The organism is Priestia sp. AB (genome assembly GCF_028369225.1).
GTDB lineage: Bacteria > Bacillota > Bacilli > Bacillales > Bacillaceae_H > Priestia > Priestia megaterium.
On sequence record NZ_JAQMYN010000003.1, the window covers coordinates 1 to 24,217 of the forward strand.

Sequence of the window (24,217 nt, forward strand, 5' to 3'; positions counted from 1 at the left end):
TATATTCTAGGAACCAATAGATAAAACGAAAATTATGTCTCATTTTAAAAGTATACTTATGATAGTGAGACGGAATTTAAAAATGAGATAGGGTTTGTGTTTATTTGATTTAACTCACTAAACTAGTTACCAGCAAGATTTGTTCAATTAGAACAAATGCGGATATGATTTTATAGAATGCATATTGATTTCACCAGATTGTTTCTCGGTTTGATCAGTTCGACTTAGATTTTATAGATTCTGAAAAATGATGAGTTTATTTGTAGAATTTAGATTTTACACTCATTTATTTTTTCTCATCTTATTCTCAATGAACTCTTTGCAAATTGATAAAATCTGTTTACGTTTAATCTTTTAAGGATTTATTTGCTACAGAACGTATATTTTTCATTTAGTACATATGTTTGCATTAAATGGATTTTTATTCATTCACAAAAGTGAAAACCTCGTATTTTCTGTAATAAAATACATCAATTAGTATTTTTATTCTATCTGGTTTCTTGTTAAAATCACTGAAAACCCCTTTCTTATCAGCTTTTTAGTGATTTTAGTTGTAGTTTCCTTTTTCATCGGGTATAATATTAAACAAATAGATGACGGTATAAATTGGATGTTATTATCCAGTTTTAAAGGAGCGATACTCATGAACATTACAATTTATTATGGAAATCATGAAGATAAAACAATTCATACAATGGATTGTCACGTAGATATCGATTTAGATGATGAAGATATGGTAGCTTTAACAGAAGCTCGTTAATGAATATATAAAAGGCTGTGGATGCTTTTCATCTGCAGCCTTTTATTTTTTGCTCCCCCTCTCCTCTTTAACTTCTACTAACCGCTACGTTTTACAAACCTTAGTTACTTTTATTATAAAATTTAAAATTCTCCGTTAACTTCTCTTTACTTTTCGACACATTTTTTGTATCATTAAATAAGAACGTATGTTCGTTTTATTTTTATCGTATTGATGATCACAAGGAGTGTTTTTGAATGACGGTACGAAAAAGAAAAAGAAAGAAGCTCCCTCCTACCCTATCCAATACAGGCTTTATTGGAGCAACGTTTGCTGATACAGATGAATTAGCACGCAATGAATATCACTTTCCTCGTAAGCAAATGAAAATTACCCATCATGTCTTAGATGCATTGCTTCAAGGGGCAACGCACTTATTTCAACAGCATAAAGTTGAAGCCGCTATCTCATGCGTGTATCTTCCTAAGTACAAGAAGATTGGTTTAGTCCTTTCTAAACAGCCTTTTGGCCGCAATGAAGGCATTGGGTATTTTATTAATTACTTAAAGGAAATCGGACATATTGAGTGGGATGAAAAAACGAAAGACTACGAAATACATAATACGAGCTTTATCGGCGTGGTATTTGCAGATCTAGAAAAAATTGCTAAGTTCACCTTCGAGTTTGAGCTGGAATTGCTGTCGAAGTTCGTTAAAGACTTAATTATTCCTGCTAAAGAGCTTTTCTTGCAGCATAATGTAAAAGCGTATCTCTCAGGCGTTGAAAATGAAGATCAGCATAAAGTAGGGTTTGTTTTATCGATCAAGCCTTATGATGAACGTAAGGAAGCAGACTTATATTTTGTGGAGTATTTAAAAGAACGTGGTTTATACGAAGAGGACGAGTCTGAAGAAGAGCTAGTACCTATTCATACAAAATGGAGCTTATTTAAATAACATACGTTATACCCGCTGTCTTAATAAGATAAGCGGGTCTTTTTTTGCTTTTTACTAAAACCCAAAACAAATTAGTAGCAAGTACTAATAGTTAGTAATATAATAATAGTAATGATAAAAAATCATTGATATCTATAATATAAGGAGTCGTTTTTATGATTCAACTAAAAGATTTAGTTCCAAGTGAACATTACAACTTAACAGAGGAAATTGAAAAACATGCATCCGATCAGCTTGCGTTAAAGTGGCAGGACGCTGACGGTGCACGTGAGGAAATTACATATAACCAGCTGTTAGCAAAAGCCAATAGAGTGGCAAACGGGTTAACAGAGCTAGGTTTAACAAAAGGCGATCATGTCTTGGTTATTGCACCTCGCCTTATTGAATCGTACGCTATTTACTTAGCATGCTTAAAAGCAGGTATTATTGTAATTCCTTCTTCAGAACTATTACGCGCAAAAGATATCCAATATCGTTTACATCACGCTGAAGCAAAAGCGATTATTTCTTACCATCCTTTCTGCAATGAGATCGATAAGATTGAAAACTTCCCTACTTCTCTACAACATAAAATTACGTTTGGTGCTGATGTTACGTCATGGACGCGCTTAGAGTCACTTGCGGTTGATGCATCAGAACAGTTCCAAGCAGCTAAAACAACTAAGGATGATACGGCATTCCTTCCTTATACATCTGGTACAACAGGACAGCCAAAAGGCGTTGTTCATACTCATGGATGGGCTTATGCTCACCTTCGTATCGCAGCTGCTGAATGGTTAAATATTAAAAAAGGCGATACGGTCTGGGCAACAGCAGGTCCTGGTTGGCAAAAATGGATTTGGACCCCGTTTTTATCTGTACTTGGACAAGGTGCAACAGGCATTATCTATAACGGACGTTTTGAACCTAAAAAGTTTTTAGAAATTTTACAGGATGAAAAAGTAAACGTACTGTGCTGCACGCCAACAGAGTACCGCTTTATGGCTAAAATTGATGAGCTTGAACGTTTTGACCTGTCTCACCTTCATAGCGCTGTATCTGCCGGAGAACCGCTAAACGAAGAAGTGATTAATGTGTTTAAAAAATATTTTAATATTCAAGTACGTGATGGATACGGTCAAACAGAGAATACTCTTTTAATCGGTACATTAAAAGGTGTAAAAACAAAGATTGGTTCAATGGGTAAACCGATGCTTGAAGGATTTGTAGAAATCATTAATGAAGACGGCGAACCTTGTGAGCCTGGAGAAGTTGGAGATATTGCCGTTCGTAGAGACCTTCCTTCTCTTTTCAAGCACTACTATAAAGACATGGAGCGCACTGAGAAAACGTATAAAGGAAACTACTATTTAACAGGTGACCGCGCTTCTAAAGATGAAGAGAACTATTACTGGTTCCAAGGACGCGGAGATGATATCATTATCAGTTCCGGCTATACAATTGGGCCATTTGAAGTTGAAGATGCATTAATTAAGCATCCAGCGGTGAAAGAATGTGCCGTTATAGCTAGCCCAGATGCTGATCGCGGCCATGTTGTAAAAGCGTATGTTGTTCTTGTCGATCATGTAAAAACAACAGATCCAGGTTTTATTAAAGAGCTGCAAAATCACGTAAAGGCTCTAACTGCACCTTACAAGTATCCTCGCGTAATTGAATTTATTGATGAATTGCCAAAAACTAATTCAGGTAAAATTCGACGTGTGGAACTTCGTGAACGCGAGCAACAAAAAGCATAATAAATAAAAAAAAAGACGTATCTGTTAGGATACGTCTTTTTTTATTAGATAGCATGCTGTGAAGTACGAACATCCACCGTTAAAACACCGGTATTTACGTTTGCGTACGCTTTAATGATGACAGGGTAATCTTTGTTGTTTGTAAACTTAAAATCAGGTCCTCCCCACGATACGGTTGCATCTCTTCCTGCCGGTACATAACCTACATGTTTTGAATGGTGAGACCTAGCTGTCACTTGAAGACCAGCGCCGTCAATAGCATTAAATAGCGTAGAAGATGTTTGGCAGATCCCTCCGCCAATTCCCATCACCAGCTGTTTGTTGATGATTTCAGGAGCAGGCTGATAGCCTCTTTCTGCTGTGCGCTCCCCAACTGTTTGATTATAAGAAAATGAATCTCCAGGACCTAATACAACGTTGTTAATCGCTTCTGCGGATAGCTGAACATTTCTGTTTCGACTTATATCACTTGGACGAAAACGTGTAGAATACGAAGCTAACGATACATCAGCGATCCCTTGAGCAGATGCTGCCGTTACATTTGGAGCGGTTTCGTAAATCGGAACCTTCACATCCAATTGTTTCGTATTTAAGTTCTGCAGATTTTTAACAAGCTCTGCTTCTTTTAAAATGATTTGTTTGGACCCGCCGGTTAACGATCCATTTGCATCCATTTTTATGTTTTGCATAGGCGTGTCGATCCCTTTTGCCAGTTCAGACGATAATTGCTTAATTTCTTGGTCGTATATGTCTTTATCCTTGTAATGAACCGGCTTGAATTCTTTCATTACTTGTGCTGTACGGGAATCTTTCAACTGATACGTCAGGTCTTCGACTTTAAGGACTGGTTTTTTCTTTTTCTCAGTCTTTTTTTCTGCTTTTTTCGCTGCTTGTTTTTGTTCTATCGCGGCTGTTTGCTTTGCAGAATGATTGGTATACATGCTGTACGCAATAAACGCACTAACAATTGTCGCGCCAAGCAAAAGCGCCCCTAAGACTTTCTTCATGTAATTGAATCCCCCCATATCTCGGCTTTACCTCAATATGTTTTTTCTATAAAAATATGTATACATTCATTTTATACAAACATCTTATAAAAGACGATCTGCCAAAGTGAATAATCACCATTTTTTATATTTTTTTCTTTGTTCAACACATGAGGTAAAGCGGAATGATGTTCATAGACCCCATTTTTTCTTATGAACTCAATAGAAAACAAATGTTGTATGCGTTTCCTGTTATTACTATTCTTATATATAATAGCACGAAAACAAGGATTTTTTAACGAATTATGGTAATTATTTTAAAATTTTTCTGACAATTTCCGCGATGTTGTTCATTTTTCTATGGGCATTATACATGGTATAATGGTAAAAATGGAATTTGTTTTATGAGGAGGATTTACGCTTGACTGAACGTTATAGCAAAGAAGAGATTAGTCATCAGCTAGAAAGTATAGATCATGTAAAAGAAGCTCTTTTAAAATATAAAAACACCGTAATCGGTGAGAAATATGATTTGCTTCCCTACCATTTAACTTCAACAAAAGAGGCAATCTTAAAGACCATTCACGATAAAAAAAGCTGTATTGTTAGCGATATCACAAAAGTACTTGGACTCTCACCTGGGGCTATCACCATTGTATTAAATCAATTAGAAGATGATGAGCTTGTGAATCGTATTTATAAAAAGCAAAACCGCCGAAGCGTGTGGGTGGAGTTGACGGAAAAAGGCGAAAAAGTTGTCGAAATATTGCAAGCTACTCGTGTCGATTTTTGGTCAGATTTACTTTCACACTTATCAGAAGAAGAAAGAGATCAATACTTTCACATTATGAAAAAAATATCTCAAAAATTACAGCAATAAATATAAAAAAAGCGGCTATAAAGGCCGCTTTTTTATTATGCATGTGCTAAGGCTTGTTTTTTTACTTCGTTTTTCAACACTTTCCCTACGCTGTTTTTAGGAAGTGATGAAACAAATACAATAGTTGGCACTTTATATAGTGCTAATCGTTCTTTACAGAAGTTCACTACATCTTCTTCAGTTAAAGCAGATGTTTCTTGTTTAACAACAAATGCATATGGAACTTCGCCGTACACATCATCAGGCATGCCGACAACTGTCGCTTCTAACACCCCATCTGCTGCTAGGACAACTTCTTCTACTTGATCTGGGTAGATGTTGTCTCCTCCATATACAATTACATCTTTATAGCGTCCTTCAATGTAAAGAAATCCGTCCTCATCTAATCGACCTGCATCGCCCATCGCTAACCAGCCATCTTGTAAGACAGCGTTTGTTGCTTCTTCGTTTTGCCAGTAGCCTTTGAAAAGATAAGGGCTTCGTACGAGTACTTCACCTTTTTCTCCAGTTGGTACTTCTTGACGTGTATCCGGATCTACAATTTTAACTTCCACATGTGGAGCAGGTTTTCCAGCAGAGCTTACTTTCTTCCATCCCATTTGAGGATGCCATGAACTGATAATCCAAGCTTCTGTGCTTCCGTACCCTTGAGCTAAAATCATTCCGTTACGATCATATTGTTCAATTAAAGACTCTGATACTTTTGTTCCGCCTGACACAGCAAGTTTTAGAGGGAAATCATAGTGATCTCCTTTTTCAAGCTCTTCTACAATGTATTTTAATGCAGGTGGTAGTGCAAACAGCATTTTAATGTTTTCTTTTTCAATTACCTCAATTACTTTAGCTGGATCTGTTTCTTCAGAACATACCATTGTGTTTCCTGTGTTAATGCACATAAATAAAATGCTCATCGAACTCATGTGGAAGAATGGATGAACAAACAAATAGCGCATGTTTTTATCAATATTTGCACGTTTTTCCTGTCCGCCAGAATTTAAAAAGGCACTTACCGATCCGTGTGCAATCATACATCCTTTTGACTTACCTGTTGTACCTGATGTGAACATCATCAATGCTAGATCTTCAGGAAGTACTTCAGGAAGTGCTTCTGGTGTGTTTGTGTTATACGCTGAGAATTGAGTTGTAAATTCTTTTGCATCCTCAATTTTTAACATAAAACTAAGCCCATCCGTTTGTTCCGCTTTTTCTAATACAGACGTAAATTCATTGTGGTGGATAATCGCTTTTAACTGTCCGCTCGTAATAATGCTATCAAGCTCATAAGGCGTCATGCTCTTACTTAATGGAACAACGACTGCTCCCACTTGTAAAATCCCCATTGTAACGACTGGGTAGGCAATGCTTGTATGAGCTAAAACACCAATACGATCTCCTTTTTGAATTCCTTTCTCTAAGAAGTAATGAGACAATTGATTTACTTTTTCATGAAATTCATTAAATGTATAACGTTCATTATGTTCAACTAGTGCTTCATGTTGAGGAGAAATCTCTGCACGTTCTGCGACTAAGTATTGTAATGTGTTCATTTTATCCTCTCCTTTGTCCGCTCGGACTAAATATTTCGTTTATGAATATTTTAATGACTAAAACATAATAACAAAAAATTTTTCCGAAGTAAAAGTTTAAAATTATCAAAATGTGTTTATATAGGTTGTATCGGGAAATGTTAAAAGAGATACTGTTTTTAAGAAGTGTTGTATTACCAAGGGTTTGAGAAAATTTTACAAAATTTAAATAGTTCAGACACTGGGTTTAACGAACTATTTTTTTCCTTTTTTTGTTTGTAAATTAGTTTTTATTTCTTGTTTTTCGTTTTTTTAATATATTTTCTTACTTTCCCCTTATTCACCGGATTTTGAGCTCATTTATTGAATGAAAAGAATGAATATGAAACAATTATATATAAGCATTTGGATTTGAAAGGAGCAAATTTAGACATGAAAGTTCTTGTAATTGGTGCGAATGGTCAAGTAGGCAAACATATTATAAACATTTTGAATGAAAGTGATGTGCACACTGTACGTGCGATGGTTCGTAAAGAAGAACAAGCAAAAGAACTTGAGGCAAGAGGTATCGAAACGGCTTTTGCAAGCTTAGAAGGCACTGTACATGAAATTAAGGAAGTGATGAAAGGCTGTGACGCCGTTATCTTTAGCGCAGGATCAGGCGGAAATACAGGCCATGATAAGACACTTTTAATTGATTTAGACGGTGCGGTAAAAGCGATGGAAGCTGCAGAAGATTTAGGTATTAAACGATTTGTCATGGTAAGCGCACTTCAAGCACATCACCGTGAAAACTGGAATACTTCACTAATTCCTTACTATGTAGCCAAACATTATGCAGATAAAATCTTAGAAGCAAGCGGATTAACATATACAATTGTTCGACCAGGCGGATTGTTAAACGAACCAGGAACAGGACGTGTAGATGCTGGAGAGAACAAAGAGCGCGGATCCATTCCTCGCGAAGATGTAGCGCGTGTGGTAGTGGAAACGCTAAGTGAAGATCATACATTCGGACGTTCTTTTGACTTAGTTTCAGGCGATACGCCTATCGCAGAGGCTATTCAATCTATTTAATATAAAAAAGCAGCGAATCCGTATTCGCTGCTTTTTATTTATCATTTAGTACATGTATTAAATGATAAATCACTTTTGCTGTCAGTCCCCATATGACTCGATCTTCATAGTAATAAAAATGTTCTTCCATCTCTCTTGTTTGCCAATTATAATTTTCACCACCAATAATCGCGTCATAAGGAAAATTATGTTCGGGTTCTACTCTGAAATGGATATTGTGTATATCAGGTTCGGTACGCTGAAAAAAAGAAAGAGGCACGGTAAATACTTCTGCTACTTCCGAAGGATTCGGTCGAAGTTCAAGCAACTCATCAATAAAACCTACATAAGGATAAATGATTGTTCCGAATTGAGAAACAATATAATCTAAAGCTTGTACTTGCTGAATAGATTCAGGCGTAATCCCTAACTCCTCGGATGTTTCACGGATAGCCGTTTCTTTTTCGTCTGCATCTGTCTTCTCGACACGCCCTCCTGGAAAACAAATTTCTCCGGGCTGTCTTCGTAAATCGAGCGCTCTTACCTCAAATAAAACATGCAGTTCCCCTTGTTTTTCAATAAGCGGAACAAGAATACCGAAGCGAGAAAACTGCTCCATCCCAAGAATTGTTGGTATCCTATTTTCTAACTTAGCTATAATACGGGATGCATCCATAGGTCCACTTCCTTTCACAAAATGAATTATCAAAAGAATAGCGAGTTATAAGCTACGATGTCAACTAACCTGCAAAAGAAAGCTGTTATCTTTAGTATATGAAGAGATCCATTCAATTGACACTACAATTGATAAAAATATATAACATGAATATAAATAAAAACAGATAGCATCGGCTACCTGTCTTTCTGTTTTGTTTTTAACAACCCATAAATAAGTAAAAAGAATGCAACCACACTGATAAGCAATCCTCCTACTTGCTTATCAGTGAGTCCAAAACGAAGCTGAAGCCAAAAGATAACCAAGCAAATCAAAATGACGCTGGTAGCTAAATAAAAGTAAATGCTGTAGAAAAACGGGTTCGTTCTTTTCCGTTTGTAGACAAGTAGTGAGATGCCTATATAGGTACCCAATAGTGTGAGTAGTACAACAACTTCCGTTAATGTTCTCACCGCATTCTCCCCTCTCCCTTTTTTCTTCTATACCCCGTTTCTTCTTTCATCAAAAGGAAGTTTGACTAAGGTATTTACAAAAAAAACGTCCTTATGCCATAAGGCGGTTTCCTTCAATACGCTTTATCCTGGTTTGTATTATATATCAAGGGCAAAAGTAATGACCGCTTCACAAGCTAACTCGCTATCTACAAATGCTTTTCCTTTTCCTCTTACAATCTTTCCACGCTGCTTCAGAACCTCAAATTCTAAACGCAGTGTATCTCCAGGCCTTACTTGACGCTTAAAACGACATTCGTCTATCCCTGCTAAAAAAGCAAGTCTTCCTTTTTGTTGGTCATCCGCAGCCATGGCAAATCCACCGAGCTGAGCAAGAGCTTCGACAATAAGTACCCCTGGCATTACCATATAGTCGGGAAAGTGGCCTTTGAAAAAAGGTTCATTTGCTGTTACTTGTTTAATCCCTATCGCAAGCTTTCCTTCTTCTTGCTCTAAGATGCGGTCAACAAGTAAAAAAGGATAGCGGTGTTGAATGGTATGTTTTATTTGTTTTATATCTTTCATATGTATCGCTCCTTTTTCTTATAGTAAGGGATCCTTGCCGTCAAATACAGGAAACGTATCTGGATGAAGGAGCGGCGCGAGTTTTTTTAACCCTAACAGCAACCTAGGTGAAGGACGACAATACAGCCATTCTTCTAGTACGTATACGCGATGTTCTTTTATGGCAGACATGTCAGACCAGTTCGGTCTCTTGTGTAAAATCTTTGGATTCACTTTGTTTGTCTGTACGCCCACCCAAGCCAAACACACATGAAGTGGATTTCGTTTAAGCACTTCTTCCCAATCACTCTGTACATTTGCTTCTTTATGATCAGCAAATATATTTTCTCCTCCCGCTAACTCACTAATTTCAGTCAGCCAGTTTGCTTTGCCAGGAGTAAAGACAGGTTTTGGCCACCATTCCCAGTATACAGTGGCTTTTTCGTCAATTTGATTTGCAATCCCTTTATATGTAGAAAGAAACTGATCATAACGCTTTAACAGTTCAGCTGCTTTTGTTTCAATGTTTAATCGCTGACCTAAATCCTGTAGATTTTGACGGATATCTTTTAGCGAATTAGGATTATATACGATATAAGGAAGCTTTCGTTTTTTTAGTTCTTCAATATTTCGCTCCATTCCAGGAACGCTTAGTGATGCTAGGACTAAATCGGGTTTAGCTTCTTCCACCGCATCCATATTAATAGATAAATCGGGACCTAAACGCGGCAGACCTTGAATAGACTGCGGCCAATCGGAATAATCATCAATTGCTACAAGCAAATGCTCACATTTTAAATACGCTATTAGTTCTGTATTGCTTGGACAAAGCGAAACAATTCGCATAGTTCCCCTCCTGCATTCATTTCTTTTTTTCTATTATACAATAGATCCAAATATAAAAAGCAGAGACTTTCACTGAAGTCCCTGCTTGTGGTGCTCTCTCTTATCCGCCCATTGCGTGATAAAAGAAGTAAAAGAAACCTAAACAGCCAAGTGAACTAATGCTTGTAGTTAAAATGCCGATTGAAAGCAACACCTGTCCGTCTTTTTTTTGTTTGTATCGCAGCATATAATAAAAAGCTAAACAGGTGCCAAGAAGTAAATAAATAGCCCATATGTAAGGTAGATTCTTTAGCTGAAAGATGTATCCTTGATTAAATAATAAACAGTAAATAAAAAAAAGATTTACGATAAAAAATATAGGAAGTACACTTTTCTTCATCTATTAAACCCTCTTTTATTCTTTATTTTCTGCTATAGTTGCTCTGTTTTGATTTCTCAGTTCATCCCGTATTTCACGTAAATATTGATTTCTCTCTTTCATTCGCTTTAACACTATAACGATAACAGCTATAATACCAGCAATGATTCCTATATAAAGAACTCCAAACACTAAGATAGGTACTACACCCCAAAGCTCCATCTCATCCCTCCTATTTTTTGGTTATTACCTTATTTTACCGTATTTTGTAAAGTTGTCACGTCTTTTATCCATGAAAAAGGGAGTTTGAATATACATTCAAACTCCCTAAAGAGATAATAAAAAATAATATTTATTATAGCGCTTTGCTTTTGACACTCGCTCCCGTTCCGAAGAACTTATCAAAAATTTGATAAAGAGCAGACAGGCCAACTAACCAATAAATCGTTGTTACTAACCAATCCCAAGAGCCAAATAGCTCTTCTACTACATTCACGCCTAATGCTACAGCCAACCAATTTAAACCGCCTAAAATCACAAGAAGAGTCGTTAAACCTGAAAGAAATTTCACGTTGTCACCTCCTTGCGAACTGCATTAGGAAAAGCAGCTCATGTTACATCTTATGCGCTGTATAGATCAGTATATGCATAGGCACTATGTAAAATAGTTATAAAGAATATGTGATTTATTCTTTTTTATTTTCTTATTGTGCAGCTGCAGCTTTCCCAATTTGCTTAATCGTTTCTACATGCATCGCTTCGTGATAGAAGCTGAATAAAAACGTTTCGCCAACTGTTGTAAAGTTGATGCCGGCTTTGTTTGTAAAAGGTGTGATTAACTGTTTATCAAACTGCTGGGGCATGAACTCTTTAATACGATGTGCTTGATCTTTCAACACCTTCGCAATTTCTTCAAGAGAAGGAGCAGCCTCTGTCCAATCGGCAGGTTTTGTTCCTGCGCCGAAAAAGCTTTCATAACTCTCTGGCGTTTGCATCGGTTCACCAGCTAAGCCAAACACAAGTTTTTCTTGAATAAAGGCAATGTGTCCAAGATTCCAGCGGATATTGTTATTGAATCCTTTTGGTGTGATGTTCGCTGCCTCTTCTGTTGTTTTTTCGAGGGTACTAATCGTAATTCCTCTTACAACGTCCATATGTTTTAAAATCATGTTTTCCATCGTCTAATCTCTCCTTACGTTGTCGTATTAGATAAACTATTCAATGTCTATTGTGCACAAATTAACCCTTAAATGCCACTCATAACATTTAAACCTTAAAATAAAAGAAAATTCAAAAGAAACATCCCCCTATATAAAAACTAGGGGGATGTTTTAAGCAGAAGACTTCAAATTTGAGACAGGTCCTTTGTTTGGCTTCGGTTTTAGCTGACCAAGCTTATTTTTCAGATAATCTTTTAATGCGCCGCGTTTTCTCTTGCGTCTTTTATCACGATTTTTAATGGGAATCTCCTCCTTTCCTTTTAGTTTTAAGACCTGTGTATTAAATGGATTCTTCTTTTATACATAAAATCCTTTTGAATTCTCAAATTTACTTTCATGTAATTCTTTCCTTTTTACAAAAAAAGACCAAAGTATCAAAACTTTGATCAATCAAGCTACATACGTAATCGACCCAATAGTGGAAATAATAGCGCTGTTTCTGTCGTACCAAACAACGGGTTCGTATCTAACTGCAAAATAACTGAGGTGAGCGGTGTGAAGCCTGACAATTTCATCTGACAGGTAAGCTGATTGCTTTGCATCATCTTTTCTCTTTAAATTTAACACTTCAATAATCCTTTCCCGCGTCGTAATTCCAATTCCATGACCAAAATATAGAGTTTCATCTAATACAATTGTGTTTTCACCTTTCCACTGGGGAGTATCAGGATTATAATCAGGATTTTTAAAATACGCACAGTCTCCGGGCAAGTAGTCAGATCCTTTATAACCATGAAGCTCAAGATCTTCATCATATTGCCAATCGTGTAAGTAAAGATCAGCAAAAAGCCTGTTAAAGTTTGCTTTTCCAATATTATTTAATACAGCTTTGTAAAAGATGATGATAACAGCCGTCGCGCACTCAAACGCATATTCGTGTCCGTTGTAAAAAATATCATCGATGGCCTGATGAGGAGAAACGGTAGGCAGTAGCTGAAATCCTCCGTTATCGGTTCTTTTCCAATACTTTTCGTTACACCTAGAACGTGCAAATGTAGCAAACTTGGCGCCGCTTTTGCGCAGCAACACAGACGATTCAATAATTTGTAATTTAACAGATACATCAAAATCAAGCTGGTCAAATGTAGCATACTCATACACTTCCCTATAGGCATCCATCTGTTTTAAAATGTCTGCTTTTTCTTTCGTTAACGAACTATTATTTAGATCACTTATTTTTACAATTTGTTGGTTAACTTTAATCATAGACGTTCTCTCCTTTACAGAAAATGATATCAATCACTTTCTCTAACAGGATATTGATAAAAAAAGATTTTGTGTATCTTCATTTATTTAAAATCGTGAAGATTAGAAAAAACGATGAAAGAAAGTAATTTAACCAATAATCTTTTCTTTTGTTCCTTTTTGTCCTTTTGTAACCTTTTTAAATATAAAGCGAGCAACTAACACGTACAGTGGTAACACAATAACGACGGCAATAACATTTAAAATCCAAGGTATTGTCCCCATAAAAACGTTTGAAGATGCTTTATCATACCAGCTCACAATAAGTATTAAAAAGAAAACACTGGATATAAAAGTACTTATGTATCCCTTCTTATAGTTTGTACTTCTCACAGCAACAACAAAGCCAATTACCAAGGAAATGCCTGCTGCAATTAAGACAAAAATCAAAAATAAGTTTGCTACCTTTTGAACGTCCATTTCTTCCCTCTTTCCTATAAAATTTTCACTCCAGAATCTTCGTTACCTCACCTATAAAAAAAGTAAATTTAAGTACTTTAAACTCCCTAAAACAATTAACGCCTTTTTCTAGATACAATTCCTACAGTTAAAATTAAAGTCATACCTACACCATATAGCGCTATGAAAGTATAAAGTGATTTTATGTAGCCAGCTGGATAAAGCGTAGCGCTCATTATTAATAAAAGTCCTAATATGTTTAATAACTTTGTTTTTTTAATTTTTATTTCAATCTCTTCCTTTCAATCTCGATAACCCTTTTACTTATATAGAATCTAGAAGCTAAAATTTCTTGGCAATCTACTAGGTAAATGTTTATACTTCTTTTCGAAATGTCCCTCTTCATTAAATTTTGCTTAAAATGAACTTGTTCTCCACGAGACTTTTAGTTAGCTCTGTTCTTTATTTTGATTAATCGCTTCATTTTTTTTGATCAAAAGTTACTATTAAATTGTATATAAAAATCAACAAACCACACCCAACCATAATCCAACGCATACTTCCTTGGAATGCAGAATTAAAAATGTTTGCTAAAGCTATTATAAGTCCTGTTGACATGTTAAGATAATTCCAAAACAAGCAAATCGCCCCTCCTTAACCATTGCTTCTTCTTTTCTTAGGCCTTAATATAAATTCGTAGATGAACCAATAAATTAGAGGAAACAAAACAATAACGAGAAATCCGTTTTCAGCCGGTATATATTTGTAGATTAATAGCATAATAATTGCAAACACAAGGTAAACTATCCAAAACCCTTTATCTCTTTTACGCATAATTACCACCTCTCTCTGAACTGAAATAGCATCCTAACGTCTAACGTACTTTCTATACGTCTAACGTACTTTCTATACGTCTAACGTACTTTCTATACGTCTAACGTACTTTCTATATACACAACCAAATCCTTTCTTAAAAAGCACGTTATTATTTAGCAAGAATTACTTCTTCATTCACATTTTCCAAAAACGACTTCAACCTAGAAAAGTCCTCCTTGTTTCCCCGTGTAGAGAAAATTTCTTGATCATTATGAACAACAACCATCGTAAGAGTTGATTTGAAAATTGTAAGGACTTGCTTTCCTGTTTTTATTTCTCTGATTTTATTGAATGGGATATGTAATACAATAGGCAGCTTAGAGAAAACTTCTCCGTAAAAAAGTAGGCTTTTTCCTGTATAAGCTAAAACACCTCGAATAGGTACAGAATTTCCATTTGGTACACCTACAAGTCCTGAAAATCCACTTTCACATTCATAGTAAGTTAAAATAGATTCTCTAATTTCTTCGTCGCTATCTATTTTTTCTTTAAATTCTTTAGTTGCTCTTTCTTTTAAACTCATACTATCCCCTCTATAGAACTCACTTCTTTTTAAATTACACCTAACTAAATTTTATAATAATTACACTTTTTTGTAAATTTTAGGTATCTGCCACCTGATTAATCTTTCTAGTTAAAATAATTTATAAAAAAAGTGCTTGGATATTTAAATACACAAGCACTTTTTATTAATCCCCCCAAAAACTCCAAAAACTTTATAGGAAGGATACGTTTTTAGAGCTACGGGAGGTTTACTAAACGCGTAATCTTCTTCGATTTTTATATTAACAAATTATCACATTTTTATTTTACTTGTTTTTCTAAATATGTTTTAATTATACACTAGTAACATCTTAATTTGATGCGTAAGAACTCTACCAGTTAAACTTGGTTATTTCTGTAACTACGCCCTTATAATTAAGAGAAAGGAAAATACTAATGGCCTTCGCTAAAAAAATAAACATCTCGTCCGAAGCTAAATCAATGGGTATAGACTTCTATGTACCTTTTTTAATTATTTTAATTGCAATACTTTATACGTGCTTTTCCCCTGATCTAGAAAGTCTTCAATATATATCAAGAATAATAGAATTTGTTGTATGTCCCATAGCCGCTTGGTGGTCCGTATACTTATTTTTAAATCACTCTGTTGATAAAGATAAAACAGCTGAGTTAACACCTAACTCCTCGCCATCTATTTTGTCTTACGGTCTTATTAGAGTGACATCTTTCTTTCTTATTTTTCTAGCGGCATTTTTTGTATTACTAATTTCTATTACATTAAGGTATCCTTATCCTTACATATCTTTATTTAATTTAACTATTATTTATGCTCCTCAAACTGTGTTGTACTGTTACTTAGGATTTTTCCTTATGGTATTGTCACGAAACATTGCTATTCCGCTATTTATTTTATTAACATATATAGCGGTCAAGTATTGGACGACTAGGGACATTCCGATATATAACGTAATGTCATTCTCTATAGATATGCAGTTGTATCCAAGGATTATCCTGTTAGCTGTAAAGAATATTGCATTAGCTCTTGCTTTAGCGGTTGCAGGACATTTCATTTTGGTCAGACGAAAGAAGATATAAATATTAGTTTATACTAAAAAAGCTGAGCTCCTATTTACACTAGGCCTCAGCTTTTTTATTTCTTGAATAGGCTCAATTACAACATCGAAAGACTTAAAAAACATTAATTTATTTGCTCAACATATCAAACTTCGATTCTATTGTTTTTGCTATGCTTATTCATTATCCGTGAAAACACCTGTAAGAAGAATGGAGATGGTCGTAGAAAAATGATATACCTAGATCCTTGCCGTCCTCCCAACCTCTAGTGGCCTCTATAACCGAATGCATATTTTCCATCATTGTCACTTTATATATTGTGTTAGAAGAAGTGTATTTCGTATAAGCTTTTAAAGCCTCTTCTCCATTTAGTTTGTCTACATCTTTTTCAAGGTTATTGATACTTATTTCTAACTCGTCATTATTCATTCTATTAACCTTTGCAGTACTGTTAACGGACGCAGATAACAAATTAAAATTATTTTTGTAACTTTGAAACGTTTTTTCTATGTCCTCATCTTTATTAATAAGACGATCACATTCATTTTGGAGAAATGTTAACTCTATTTTTATTTCTTTTTGGGCTTCTTCTTGTTTTGTACTTTTGCTAATTGATTCTTTTGAGGTACATCCCATTAGACTAAAAGCAACAGTTAGAACAGCTGCTGCTATCTTCCTTACATTCTTCATAGTGAAACTCCATTTCTTTGTTGTTTAACTTTTACATATTGAACAACTATTGAACAACTATATCACACAAATGGATTATTTTAACTATTTATATTAAGATTAAAATTAAAGAAGTTAATAAAATGGGGGTTTATATGAAAAAGTTATATTCTGCATTACTCGCGCCTCTACTGTCGGCAAGTATACTAATAGGTTGTTCAGAAATGAACGTAAACGGTAAAAAAGACGGAGAATTTTATTCGAGTGAAGATGAAGCTTTTGAAAATGCAAAAAAAGAGTCTACAGGAATACAAGATATTATCGGTGAAAGCAAATATGTAAATAACGAAAAGATTGTTATCTATACAATTAAAGAAAAATCACATGTAGGTGTAGGAACAGCTACATTAACTCAAAAGGATCAAAAAATTCGTTGGTATTTTAATGGCAATCCAGCTATTATCAAACAATCAAAGGGAAATACAGATATCACTAGTGAAATAACGACTCCAAAAGGTGTAAAGTACGATTTTTATGCCGGTACCCCAACAAAATCAAATATGACAATTGAAACCCGTACCGATACTGAAGTAGTCCCTCATATTGATAAAGAATATGATATTTATTACTACCTCTCCCCTGTCCCAAGAAATTAAGCAGCAATTTTTTTTTTTACTAGTCGCAACTAAGGGGGACATTATATATGAAAGTGTTTATAAAATTATCTCTGTTTACGTTTATTATCGTTGGGTTATCAGGGTGTATAGGCGAGGAATATGACTTCTCTCCCCCTACGATTACATTATCGGCCAGTGATGTTGTGGATGTTGAACTGAAAGAAACTAATGTAGATTGGCGCGGAGAAGAAGGAAAACAGTACAGAAAGGAAACAAATACAAGGAATGGTATAAATGGAGCTAAAAAGCAGCAACAGCTAGCTGTAGCCCCTGAAACACAAGGGAATTTAAGGTTTGATAGCGAAGATTTTCTTGTTAATGACATTAGTTCTTATATAATAAGCTCTAGTAATGCGAAGCAAGATATTAGAATAAACGAACAAGATAGAACTTTTAAGTTCCCAAGGAAAAAAGGGAATTATGTTTATGTGCTAGAACTTCAAACTGATAGAGGCTATGCCCAATATGTAGGGAACGTTGTTGTTAAATAAATAACATAGAAATTAATAAACCCCAACCTCTACAAAGAGATTGGGGTTTATTAAGATTATAGTATTCTACTACATCTACATGAGAAGTCACTTATTATCATTAGTAAGCTCTATAGAAAGATCTTGTCCAGATATTTTTCGACTTACGTATGAGAATAAAAAAGTGCTAACTACAAGCATTGATTTAAGTTTCCTTTTGCCACTTTTCAAAAACAATAAATAAAAGGCAGCAGCTCATAAGTTGAGCTACTGCCTTTTATTTATAGAAACACAGGAAAAACCTTTTAACGATACCAAATCGTTTTATCTTGATACGGAATACGTTTTGATGAAGCTTCTTTGTTAGGATGACCGACGTAAATTAAGCCTAAGAGCTTATCTCCGTCTTCTAGAGATAAAAAGTCATTCAGTTCTGACTGATAGACAATTTCACCGGTTCTCCAAATTGTAGCCAAACCTTGTTCTTCCGCTACTAATAGCATATTTTGTATACTTGCCGCTACGGCAGAGATTTCTTCAATTTCAGGCACTTTACCAGAAGGACTTACTGCTACAGCAATAATGACAGGAGCGCGAAGCGGTCCTTTTTTTGCTTTTGTTGTTTTTTTCAACGCTTCTTCTTCACTTAGGTGAGCAATTTTTTGCTTCATAATACGTTCCATTTCGTCTCCTAAACGAATGCGTGAATCCCCTGTAAACACGCGGAACTTCCAAGGCTCTGTCTTTTTATGGTTAGGAGCCCAAGTGCCGGCTTCTAACATAAGGTTAATAGCATCTTCTGATACGTCTTTGTCTTGCATGGCCCCAATCGTTCTTCTGGCTTTAATAATATCTAATACGCTCATGCTTTCTGTCTCCTTTTCTACATTCAATTTATTATAAGTATGTATTTGTCTTGAATATAGAATAATTGAAAATCGTTCTCACTGTCAAATGTTTTGATTATTACTTAGGTAACGATAAATAAATATGCCAATTTTTTAAGCGTGCTTGTTTTTTTAGCAGTTTTTCTTTTAATTATTTGGCAGTTTCGGTAAATAAAAAACGATTTGGAACATAGAGTCCAAATCGTTTTTTCATCTTATACCCAGCCGCGGAAACGAGAAGCTTCAGCTGATTTTTTGATTCCTGCCATGTAAGCAGCAAGTCTCATATCTACGTCATTTTCTTGAGAGATTTGATAGACCGTTTCAAATGAATCCACCATTACTTTGCGTAATTTGTAAGCTACTTCCTCTTCAGACCAGTAGTAGCCTTGATTATTTTGCACCCATTCGAAGTATGAAACCGTTACGCCTCCAGCACTCGCTAAAATATCTGGCACTAAAAGCACGCCTTTTTCATCTAAAATGCGCGTAGCTTCAAGCGTAGTCGGTCCGTTCGCTGCTTCTACTACAATAGAAGCTTTAATGCGATGAGCGTTGCGAACCGTAATTTGATTCGAAATGGCTGCGGGCACTAAAATATCACATTCTTTTTCTAATAGTTCTTCGTTTGTCATCACATTGGTAAATAAATTCGTTACGGTACCAAAACTGTCGCGTCGATCAAGCAGGTAATCAATATCAAGACCAAGCGGATCATAAAGAGCTCCGTATGCATCTGAAATGCCAATTACTTTTGCTCCTGCATCATGCATGAACTTAGCGAGAAAACTGCCGGCATTTCCGAATCCTTGAATAATAATTCGAGCTTCTTGCAAGTTAAGGTTTTTCTTCTTAACAGCTTCTTCTATACAAATGGTTACTCCTTTAGCCGTTGCAGTTTCTCGTCCTTGAGATCCTCCGAGTACGATAGGTTTTCCGGTAATAAAACCAGGAGAATCGAACTCACGCAGTCGGCTATATTCATCCATCATCCACGCCATAATTTGAGAGTTTGTATAGACATCCGGTGCAGGAATATCTTTAGTAGGCCCAACTATTTGACTGATGGCTCTTACATAGCCGCGGCTGAGTCGTTCTAGTTCACCAAAAGACATGTTTCTTGGGTCACATACAATTCCGCCTTTACCGCCGCCGTACGGCAGGTCGACAATTCCGCATTTTAAGCTCATCCAAATGGATAATGCCTTCACTTCCTCTTCATTTACTTCAGGATGAAAACGTACTCCTCCTTTAGTAGGCCCGACAGCATCATTATGTTGAGAGCGGTAGCCGGTGAATACTTTTACCGATCCGTTATCCATTTTAACCGGAATGCGAACCGTCATCATGCGCAGCGGTTCTTTCAATAAATGGTATACCTCTTCACCATAGCCTAGCTTTTGAAGCGCTTCTTGAATAACTGTTTGAGTAGATAAAAATAAATTAAGTGATTCCTGTTCTTGCTGCTGTTCTTTTTTTAATTCACTAGCTGTTTTTGTAATGGACATTCTGTTCACCCCATATTAATCATTGAATTTTCTCAACGATTTAACATGCAATTCCTGTGCCAATTTCTGTTGCTTAACAACACTCTTATATTATAAATAATCCGCATTAGCAAGCCTTATATTCCCTGCATAGGCTGATATTAGTATATACTTAAAGAAATAAGACAAACTATTTATACTGCAAAGGAGGAAAGTGCTATGTTACATGAAAGAAAAGAACAAGAGCGAAACAATCACTGTATAGAATGCTGTTCCATCTGCGGAGAAAGGCTAACATCTTTTCAAGAAAAAGAAATATTCACATGCGACAGCTGCTTTGAACAAAAAGTCAACGATGTGCTTTCTGAGCTGTAATCATATGCTCTAGTTTTTAGAAACAGGTGTCACAATATTAAAGTTTGGATCGATAGAATCCTGACAAGACAAAAAGAAATCCCATTTTGATTTATCCCCTTGAACAAATATGACCGAGCTATAAGAGTGATCATTTGTAGTTGTGAGTCGATATAAGGTATCTTGCCACATCGTTACCGTCACCTCAGCTTTCTTTCGCGTATCTCCGAGATACCTAAAGATTCCATGCTTAAGTTCTGTGAGAGCTACTTCATTACGATCTGGTATGACAAACAATAGACCATAGTTACATGCACCTGCCTTTAATCCATCTACGCGAATGCTAAATAGTTCTAAGATATTTTTTAAAGGAAGTGTATCCCATACTTCTTTTGTGATAATGTTGGCAGGCAGCGGTATATTACCTAAACGAAGTTCTTTGGCTCCTGTTAAATATTCATTTCGCCAAGGGCCAGATTCCGCTATATACCCTAATTGTTCAAGCGCGTCTGCACATAAAAGTTTTGCCTTTACATGGTGAGGATCAGCGTAAATAACTTGTTTGGTCACTTCAGCTACCCATTGATAGTCGCCTTGTTGAAAACAACGCTGCGCTTTTTTGACAATGTTGTCCGCTCCCCCCATATACTCTACATACTTCTTAGCTGACTCTTCAGGAAACAGTTTATTTAAATCGACAGGATTGCTGTTATACCATCCCATATAGCGCTGATAAACCGCTTTTGCGTTGTGGTTAACCGTTCCATAAAAACCGTTGGTATACCACTCGTAAGATAGGATTTCTGGGAGCTTCATCATTCGGCCGACGTGATCAATGGTATATCCTTGATTCATGAGCCTTAATGTTTGATCATGAATATATTGATAAACATCTCGTTGATTTTCGATATATGTGATAGACGACTCGTTTCCGAACCTTGGCCAATTATGTACCCCAAATACAGTTGTTAGTTCTTGGCCAAATAAATCGATTGCTTGCTGCAGGTATCTTGCCCATGCCGCTGCGTCTCTTACTTTTGCTCCTCTGAGCGTATAGAGGTTGTGCTGAGTGGCCGTACAGTTTTCTGCAATACACAGAGACTTTTCACTAGGAATATAGATGTTCATTTCAGCAGGCGCTTCCGTTCCTGGCGTAAGCTGAAACTGAAATGAGACGCCGTCAATTTTCTTACTTACATAAGAATGATGTTCGGAAGGACGAATTTCTTCTATTCCTTTAATAAGCGTGATTGTTCCAAATGAAATTTCTTTTCCGATACCGTTGTCAATTAAGCCTTTTTCATCGCGTCGCAGTTGAATACCGTACATATATTGACTTCTTCGTGTCATTGCTGTTGCCGCCGTGACGTTTTCATCGATAACCGCATCCATGAACCCAGCAGGAGCATAAACTTTACTAGTTTTATTTTGTGTTGAGTCAGGTAATACTCCTAAAACTCCACCGTAATGGTCTATATGTGAATGTGAGAAGATAACGGCTCTAACAGGACGCTTCCCGCAGTGCTGGTTTACTAGCTTAAGTGCTTCTTCTGCTGTTTCTCTTGACGTCAAGCAATCAATAACAATCCATCCCGTTTTCCCTTTAACAAATGTAATATTAGCCATATCAAAGCCTCTTACTTGAAAGATATTTTCAGTTACTTGATATAAGCCGGCTTGTACATTTAATTTTCCTTGTTCCCACAGTTTAGGGTGGACAGTAGCAGGTGTAGATTGTTCAAATAAAAAAGCGTACTTTCTTAAATTCCATACAGGATACAGCTGATTTTTTTTGAAAATCAGAGGAAAAGGTACGCGTACAAGAGCTTGGTAATCCGCAAGATTTTGTTCTAATTTCACTTGTTCCCAGTCTATGTTTTTATAAGTATCAGCATTAGTGGCTGCCGTCTTTTGAGTAGCATCTTTTCGGTGAATCGTTAACTCCTGTTCATAATCAAACAGCATAACCCCCTCCTTTTTATTACTTTATGCGGAAAAATAAGACAAAGTACAAAAAGGGAGGGAAAATAGAGTTAACAAAAAAGAAGATGCGCTTAGAACGCATCTTCTTTTTTATACTTAATTTTATGTTTGAATAGTGGAGTATTCTGTCTTAATTAGACAGCCTAGCACTTAGTATAACGATTGTTTACCAATGTGCCTTTTGTAATCAAAACAAATCTTCCTTCTAAGGTGCTCAATACGTTTCTTGAAGTCGCTGTAAAACAATGCATGTGTACAGTCTCTCCTTTCTTGTATTGGCCTTACATAGAGTGTATACCCTCGAAAAAATAATTGAAACTTAATTCGGAGATTTTTTTCAAGAAATAATAAATCCATTATGGTTAGGCTCTTTTGTCTCTATTTTTTCACCCAGTTGTCATTATCATCTTTTTTGTACTTCGTTTTCACCGCGTTCCAAGCGACTTTGTGAGCGGTAGCTTCTTCTTTGTATTCATCACTTGCTGAATTGAATGCTTCTTTATAAATTTCCTGAGCATGATGAGGAAGATTATCTCTTACTCCATCCGGCAGTTCTTTTAATGAATTGTAAGGCATGATAGTATTCCTCCTTGAAAACATCTTTTACTACTGATTTACCTGTTTTCAAATAACATAAACATTTAATAAATATAGTCCTTATACAAGTCGGACTGAGTGACCTTTTTATAAGCGAGTCTGTGTTTTTTAGCAAGGGATTTTACTTCATCTACACAGCTTTGAGCGCTTCTTGGTGATACGTAAATTTCATTGATAAGCTGATGTAAATTACATGTCAGGAGGTTACCATGCTCATGAGAAAACTCATACGATCTTTTTTCAAGGATATCCATTCGTTTTTGCCATTGATTTGCGGAAATACCTTGAATTTCGAATAGCTTTTGCAGCTTCCAAGCGTGTATACGGCTTGCTACAATAACAAGCCTCAATTCATTTTCATGCTGATAGGATTTGCGCTTGTAAAATAACGTGTCATATACAGAGTGACTGACCATTTCTTTTTGGAAGTCTATGTACTGCACTTTGCCAGAGAAGATTTTATAGCGTAAATCTTTAATACTGCACAATAAATTTTCATAGGTGGTTTTAATAGCTATGCCATCATTCCCCTTTAAATATAGATCCCACATTCCAGCGGCTTCGTAATCATTGATATGCCAGGATGAAACAGCAGAAAATTCATGGATTTTTCTTATATAGGTTCTAGAAGTACGGTTATGACGTTCGCCTTTTTTTCTTAACTCTTCTATGTTCCACATTGAAGAGCATCCTTCAAGGGGGTCCGAAAATGCATCAGGTTTTGCGAAAAAAAGCGCATTGGTTTCCAGTAAATCTTGAAAATCAGACATCGGCATAAATCGCCACACCGTCGGATTATTGTGCACCTTATAGCGTTCATCATAATCGTCATAGCTAGATTCGAATCTTTTGGCATATTCGTAAGCTTTATCTCTATAAGCTAAATCCATCGGTTTTCCTCCTCTGAATGCATATTCATACTTGAATTATAGCACTTAATTGTTGTAATTTTCAAAATTATCCACCTGTATTAAGAGAGTTCTGTTATCAGAAAAGAAGACACGCCTCAACATCTGCAGCG

27 protein-coding genes are annotated in these 24,217 nt (G+C 35.9%); 8 read left to right on the top strand and 19 right to left on the bottom strand.

Translation table 11 applies throughout. The features are described from left to right. Nucleotides 1–996 precede the first annotated feature (996 nt). Together POF52_RS09645 and mbcS are read left to right on the top strand one after the other, a co-directional pair. Nucleotides 997–1,695, top strand: coding sequence for a hypothetical protein (locus POF52_RS09645; protein WP_013083272.1), 699 nt, complete (start codon nt 997–999; stop codon nt 1,693–1,695). Between the two features lie 155 nt (nt 1,696–1,850). Continuing rightward, on the top strand, nt 1,851–3,431 hold the full coding sequence (gene mbcS / locus POF52_RS09650; protein ID WP_271992201.1) for an acyl-CoA synthetase MbcS: 1,581 nt from the start codon (nt 1,851–1,853) through the stop codon (nt 3,429–3,431). Between the two features lie 44 nt (nt 3,432–3,475). On the opposite strand, the gene POF52_RS09655 is transcribed toward mbcS, so the two are convergent. After that, on the bottom strand, nt 3,476–4,438 hold the full coding sequence (locus tag POF52_RS09655; protein WP_271992202.1) for a VanW family protein: 963 nt from the start codon (nt 4,436–4,438) through the stop codon (nt 3,476–3,478). A gap of 400 nt (nt 4,439–4,838) precedes the next feature. Between POF52_RS09655 and POF52_RS09660 the strand changes: the two genes are divergently transcribed. Beyond that, the gene (locus POF52_RS09660; protein WP_013057155.1) at nt 4,839–5,297 is read left to right on the top strand and encodes a MarR family winged helix-turn-helix transcriptional regulator; all 459 of its coding nucleotides are present in this window, start codon (nt 4,839–4,841) and stop codon (nt 5,295–5,297) included. 35 nt (nt 5,298–5,332) lie between these two features. On the opposite strand, the gene POF52_RS09665 is transcribed toward POF52_RS09660, so the two are convergent. Further along, on the bottom strand, nt 5,333–6,844 hold the full coding sequence (locus POF52_RS09665) for a class I adenylate-forming enzyme family protein (protein WP_271992221.1): 1,512 nt from the start codon (nt 6,842–6,844) through the stop codon (nt 5,333–5,335). Nucleotides 6,845–7,255: 411 nt separating this feature from the next. Between POF52_RS09665 and POF52_RS09670 the strand changes: the two genes are divergently transcribed. Continuing rightward, on the top strand, nt 7,256–7,900 hold the full coding sequence (locus tag POF52_RS09670) for an SDR family oxidoreductase (RefSeq protein ID WP_013083268.1): 645 nt from the start codon (nt 7,256–7,258) through the stop codon (nt 7,898–7,900). Nucleotides 7,901–7,934: 34 nt separating this feature from the next. Here the strand turns inward: POF52_RS09670 and POF52_RS09675 are convergent, their stop codons facing one another. The 11 genes from POF52_RS09675 to POF52_RS09725 all read right to left on the bottom strand — a co-directional run bounded on the left by POF52_RS09675 (nt 7,935) and on the right by POF52_RS09725 (nt 15,017). Then, nucleotides 7,935–8,555 (bottom strand): NUDIX hydrolase, encoded by a 621-nt coding sequence (locus POF52_RS09675; RefSeq protein WP_271992223.1) that lies wholly within the window; start codon nt 8,553–8,555, stop codon nt 7,935–7,937. Nucleotides 8,556–8,731: 176 nt separating this feature from the next. Then, the gene (locus tag POF52_RS09680; protein WP_016764214.1) at nt 8,732–9,007 is read right to left on the bottom strand and encodes a hypothetical protein; all 276 of its coding nucleotides are present in this window, start codon (nt 9,005–9,007) and stop codon (nt 8,732–8,734) included. 138 nt (nt 9,008–9,145) lie between these two features. Further along, nucleotides 9,146–9,571, bottom strand: a complete 426-nt coding sequence (gene fabZ / locus POF52_RS09685) for a 3-hydroxyacyl-ACP dehydratase FabZ (protein ID WP_034651912.1) — start codon at nt 9,569–9,571, stop codon at nt 9,146–9,148. 18 nt (nt 9,572–9,589) lie between these two features. Further along, nucleotides 9,590–10,396, bottom strand: coding sequence for a cobalamin-binding protein (locus tag POF52_RS09690; RefSeq protein ID WP_176584550.1), 807 nt, complete (start codon nt 10,394–10,396; stop codon nt 9,590–9,592). Nucleotides 10,397–10,496: 100 nt separating this feature from the next. Then, nucleotides 10,497–10,775, bottom strand: a complete 279-nt coding sequence (locus POF52_RS09695; RefSeq protein WP_013083263.1) for a hypothetical protein — start codon at nt 10,773–10,775, stop codon at nt 10,497–10,499. A gap of 15 nt (nt 10,776–10,790) precedes the next feature. Beyond that, nucleotides 10,791–10,976, bottom strand: coding sequence for a hypothetical protein (locus tag POF52_RS09700; protein WP_013083262.1), 186 nt, complete (start codon nt 10,974–10,976; stop codon nt 10,791–10,793). A gap of 133 nt (nt 10,977–11,109) precedes the next feature. Then, the gene (locus POF52_RS09705; protein WP_013057146.1) at nt 11,110–11,325 is read right to left on the bottom strand and encodes a DUF378 domain-containing protein; all 216 of its coding nucleotides are present in this window, start codon (nt 11,323–11,325) and stop codon (nt 11,110–11,112) included. A gap of 133 nt (nt 11,326–11,458) precedes the next feature. Next, nucleotides 11,459–11,932: a DinB family protein gene (locus POF52_RS09710; RefSeq protein ID WP_271992233.1), complete on the bottom strand. Its 474-nt coding sequence runs from the start codon at nt 11,930–11,932 to the stop codon at nt 11,459–11,461. Between the two features lie 432 nt (nt 11,933–12,364). Continuing rightward, nucleotides 12,365–13,180 (bottom strand): protein-glutamine gamma-glutamyltransferase, encoded by an 816-nt coding sequence (locus POF52_RS09715; RefSeq protein WP_013083260.1) that lies wholly within the window; start codon nt 13,178–13,180, stop codon nt 12,365–12,367. Nucleotides 13,181–13,309: 129 nt separating this feature from the next. Then, the gene (locus tag POF52_RS09720) at nt 13,310–13,639 is read right to left on the bottom strand and encodes a hypothetical protein (RefSeq protein ID WP_271992236.1); all 330 of its coding nucleotides are present in this window, start codon (nt 13,637–13,639) and stop codon (nt 13,310–13,312) included. A gap of 964 nt (nt 13,640–14,603) precedes the next feature. Continuing rightward, on the bottom strand, nt 14,604–15,017 hold the full coding sequence (locus tag POF52_RS09725; RefSeq protein ID WP_271992237.1) for a GRAM domain-containing protein: 414 nt from the start codon (nt 15,015–15,017) through the stop codon (nt 14,604–14,606). A gap of 416 nt (nt 15,018–15,433) precedes the next feature. On the opposite strand from POF52_RS09725, the gene POF52_RS09730 reads away from it, so the two are divergent. Continuing rightward, nucleotides 15,434–16,093, top strand: coding sequence for a hypothetical protein (locus tag POF52_RS09730; protein WP_271992238.1), 660 nt, complete (start codon nt 15,434–15,436; stop codon nt 16,091–16,093). A gap of 162 nt (nt 16,094–16,255) precedes the next feature. Here POF52_RS09730 and POF52_RS09735 read toward each other — a convergent pair whose 3' ends face one another. After that, nucleotides 16,256–16,762: a hypothetical protein gene (locus POF52_RS09735; protein WP_271992239.1), complete on the bottom strand. Its 507-nt coding sequence runs from the start codon at nt 16,760–16,762 to the stop codon at nt 16,256–16,258. Nucleotides 16,763–16,965: 203 nt separating this feature from the next. On the opposite strand from POF52_RS09735, the gene POF52_RS09740 reads away from it, so the two are divergent. Next, entirely contained in the window at nt 16,966–17,397 is a 432-nt protein-coding gene (locus tag POF52_RS09740) for a hypothetical protein (RefSeq protein WP_271992241.1), read from the top strand. 47 nt (nt 17,398–17,444) lie between these two features. Then, on the top strand, nt 17,445–17,909 hold the full coding sequence (locus POF52_RS09745; protein WP_271992243.1) for a hypothetical protein: 465 nt from the start codon (nt 17,445–17,447) through the stop codon (nt 17,907–17,909). Nucleotides 17,910–18,193: 284 nt separating this feature from the next. On the opposite strand, the gene POF52_RS09750 is transcribed toward POF52_RS09745, so the two are convergent. Together POF52_RS09750 and POF52_RS09755 are read right to left on the bottom strand one after the other, a co-directional pair. Next, nucleotides 18,194–18,754: a nitroreductase family protein gene (locus POF52_RS09750; protein ID WP_047932451.1), complete on the bottom strand. Its 561-nt coding sequence runs from the start codon at nt 18,752–18,754 to the stop codon at nt 18,194–18,196. 236 nt (nt 18,755–18,990) lie between these two features. Then, the gene (locus tag POF52_RS09755; protein WP_013083249.1) at nt 18,991–20,283 is read right to left on the bottom strand and encodes a Glu/Leu/Phe/Val family dehydrogenase; all 1,293 of its coding nucleotides are present in this window, start codon (nt 20,281–20,283) and stop codon (nt 18,991–18,993) included. Between the two features lie 198 nt (nt 20,284–20,481). On the opposite strand from POF52_RS09755, the gene POF52_RS09760 reads away from it, so the two are divergent. Continuing rightward, entirely contained in the window at nt 20,482–20,637 is a 156-nt protein-coding gene (locus POF52_RS09760) for a hypothetical protein (protein WP_013083248.1), read from the top strand. Nucleotides 20,638–20,646: 9 nt separating this feature from the next. Here POF52_RS09760 and POF52_RS09765 read toward each other — a convergent pair whose 3' ends face one another. From POF52_RS09765 to POF52_RS09775, 3 genes are all read right to left on the bottom strand, one after another. Continuing rightward, nucleotides 20,647–22,581, bottom strand: coding sequence for an alkyl/aryl-sulfatase (locus POF52_RS09765; protein WP_271992247.1), 1,935 nt, complete (start codon nt 22,579–22,581; stop codon nt 20,647–20,649). A gap of 396 nt (nt 22,582–22,977) precedes the next feature. Then, nucleotides 22,978–23,175: a ChaB family protein gene (locus tag POF52_RS09770; protein ID WP_013083246.1), complete on the bottom strand. Its 198-nt coding sequence runs from the start codon at nt 23,173–23,175 to the stop codon at nt 22,978–22,980. Nucleotides 23,176–23,240: 65 nt separating this feature from the next. Further along, a complete protein-coding gene (locus tag POF52_RS09775) occupies nt 23,241–24,086 on the bottom strand; it encodes a DUF2971 domain-containing protein (protein ID WP_271992250.1) in 846 nt (281 codons plus the stop codon). Between the last annotated feature and the right edge of the window lie 131 nt (nt 24,087–24,217).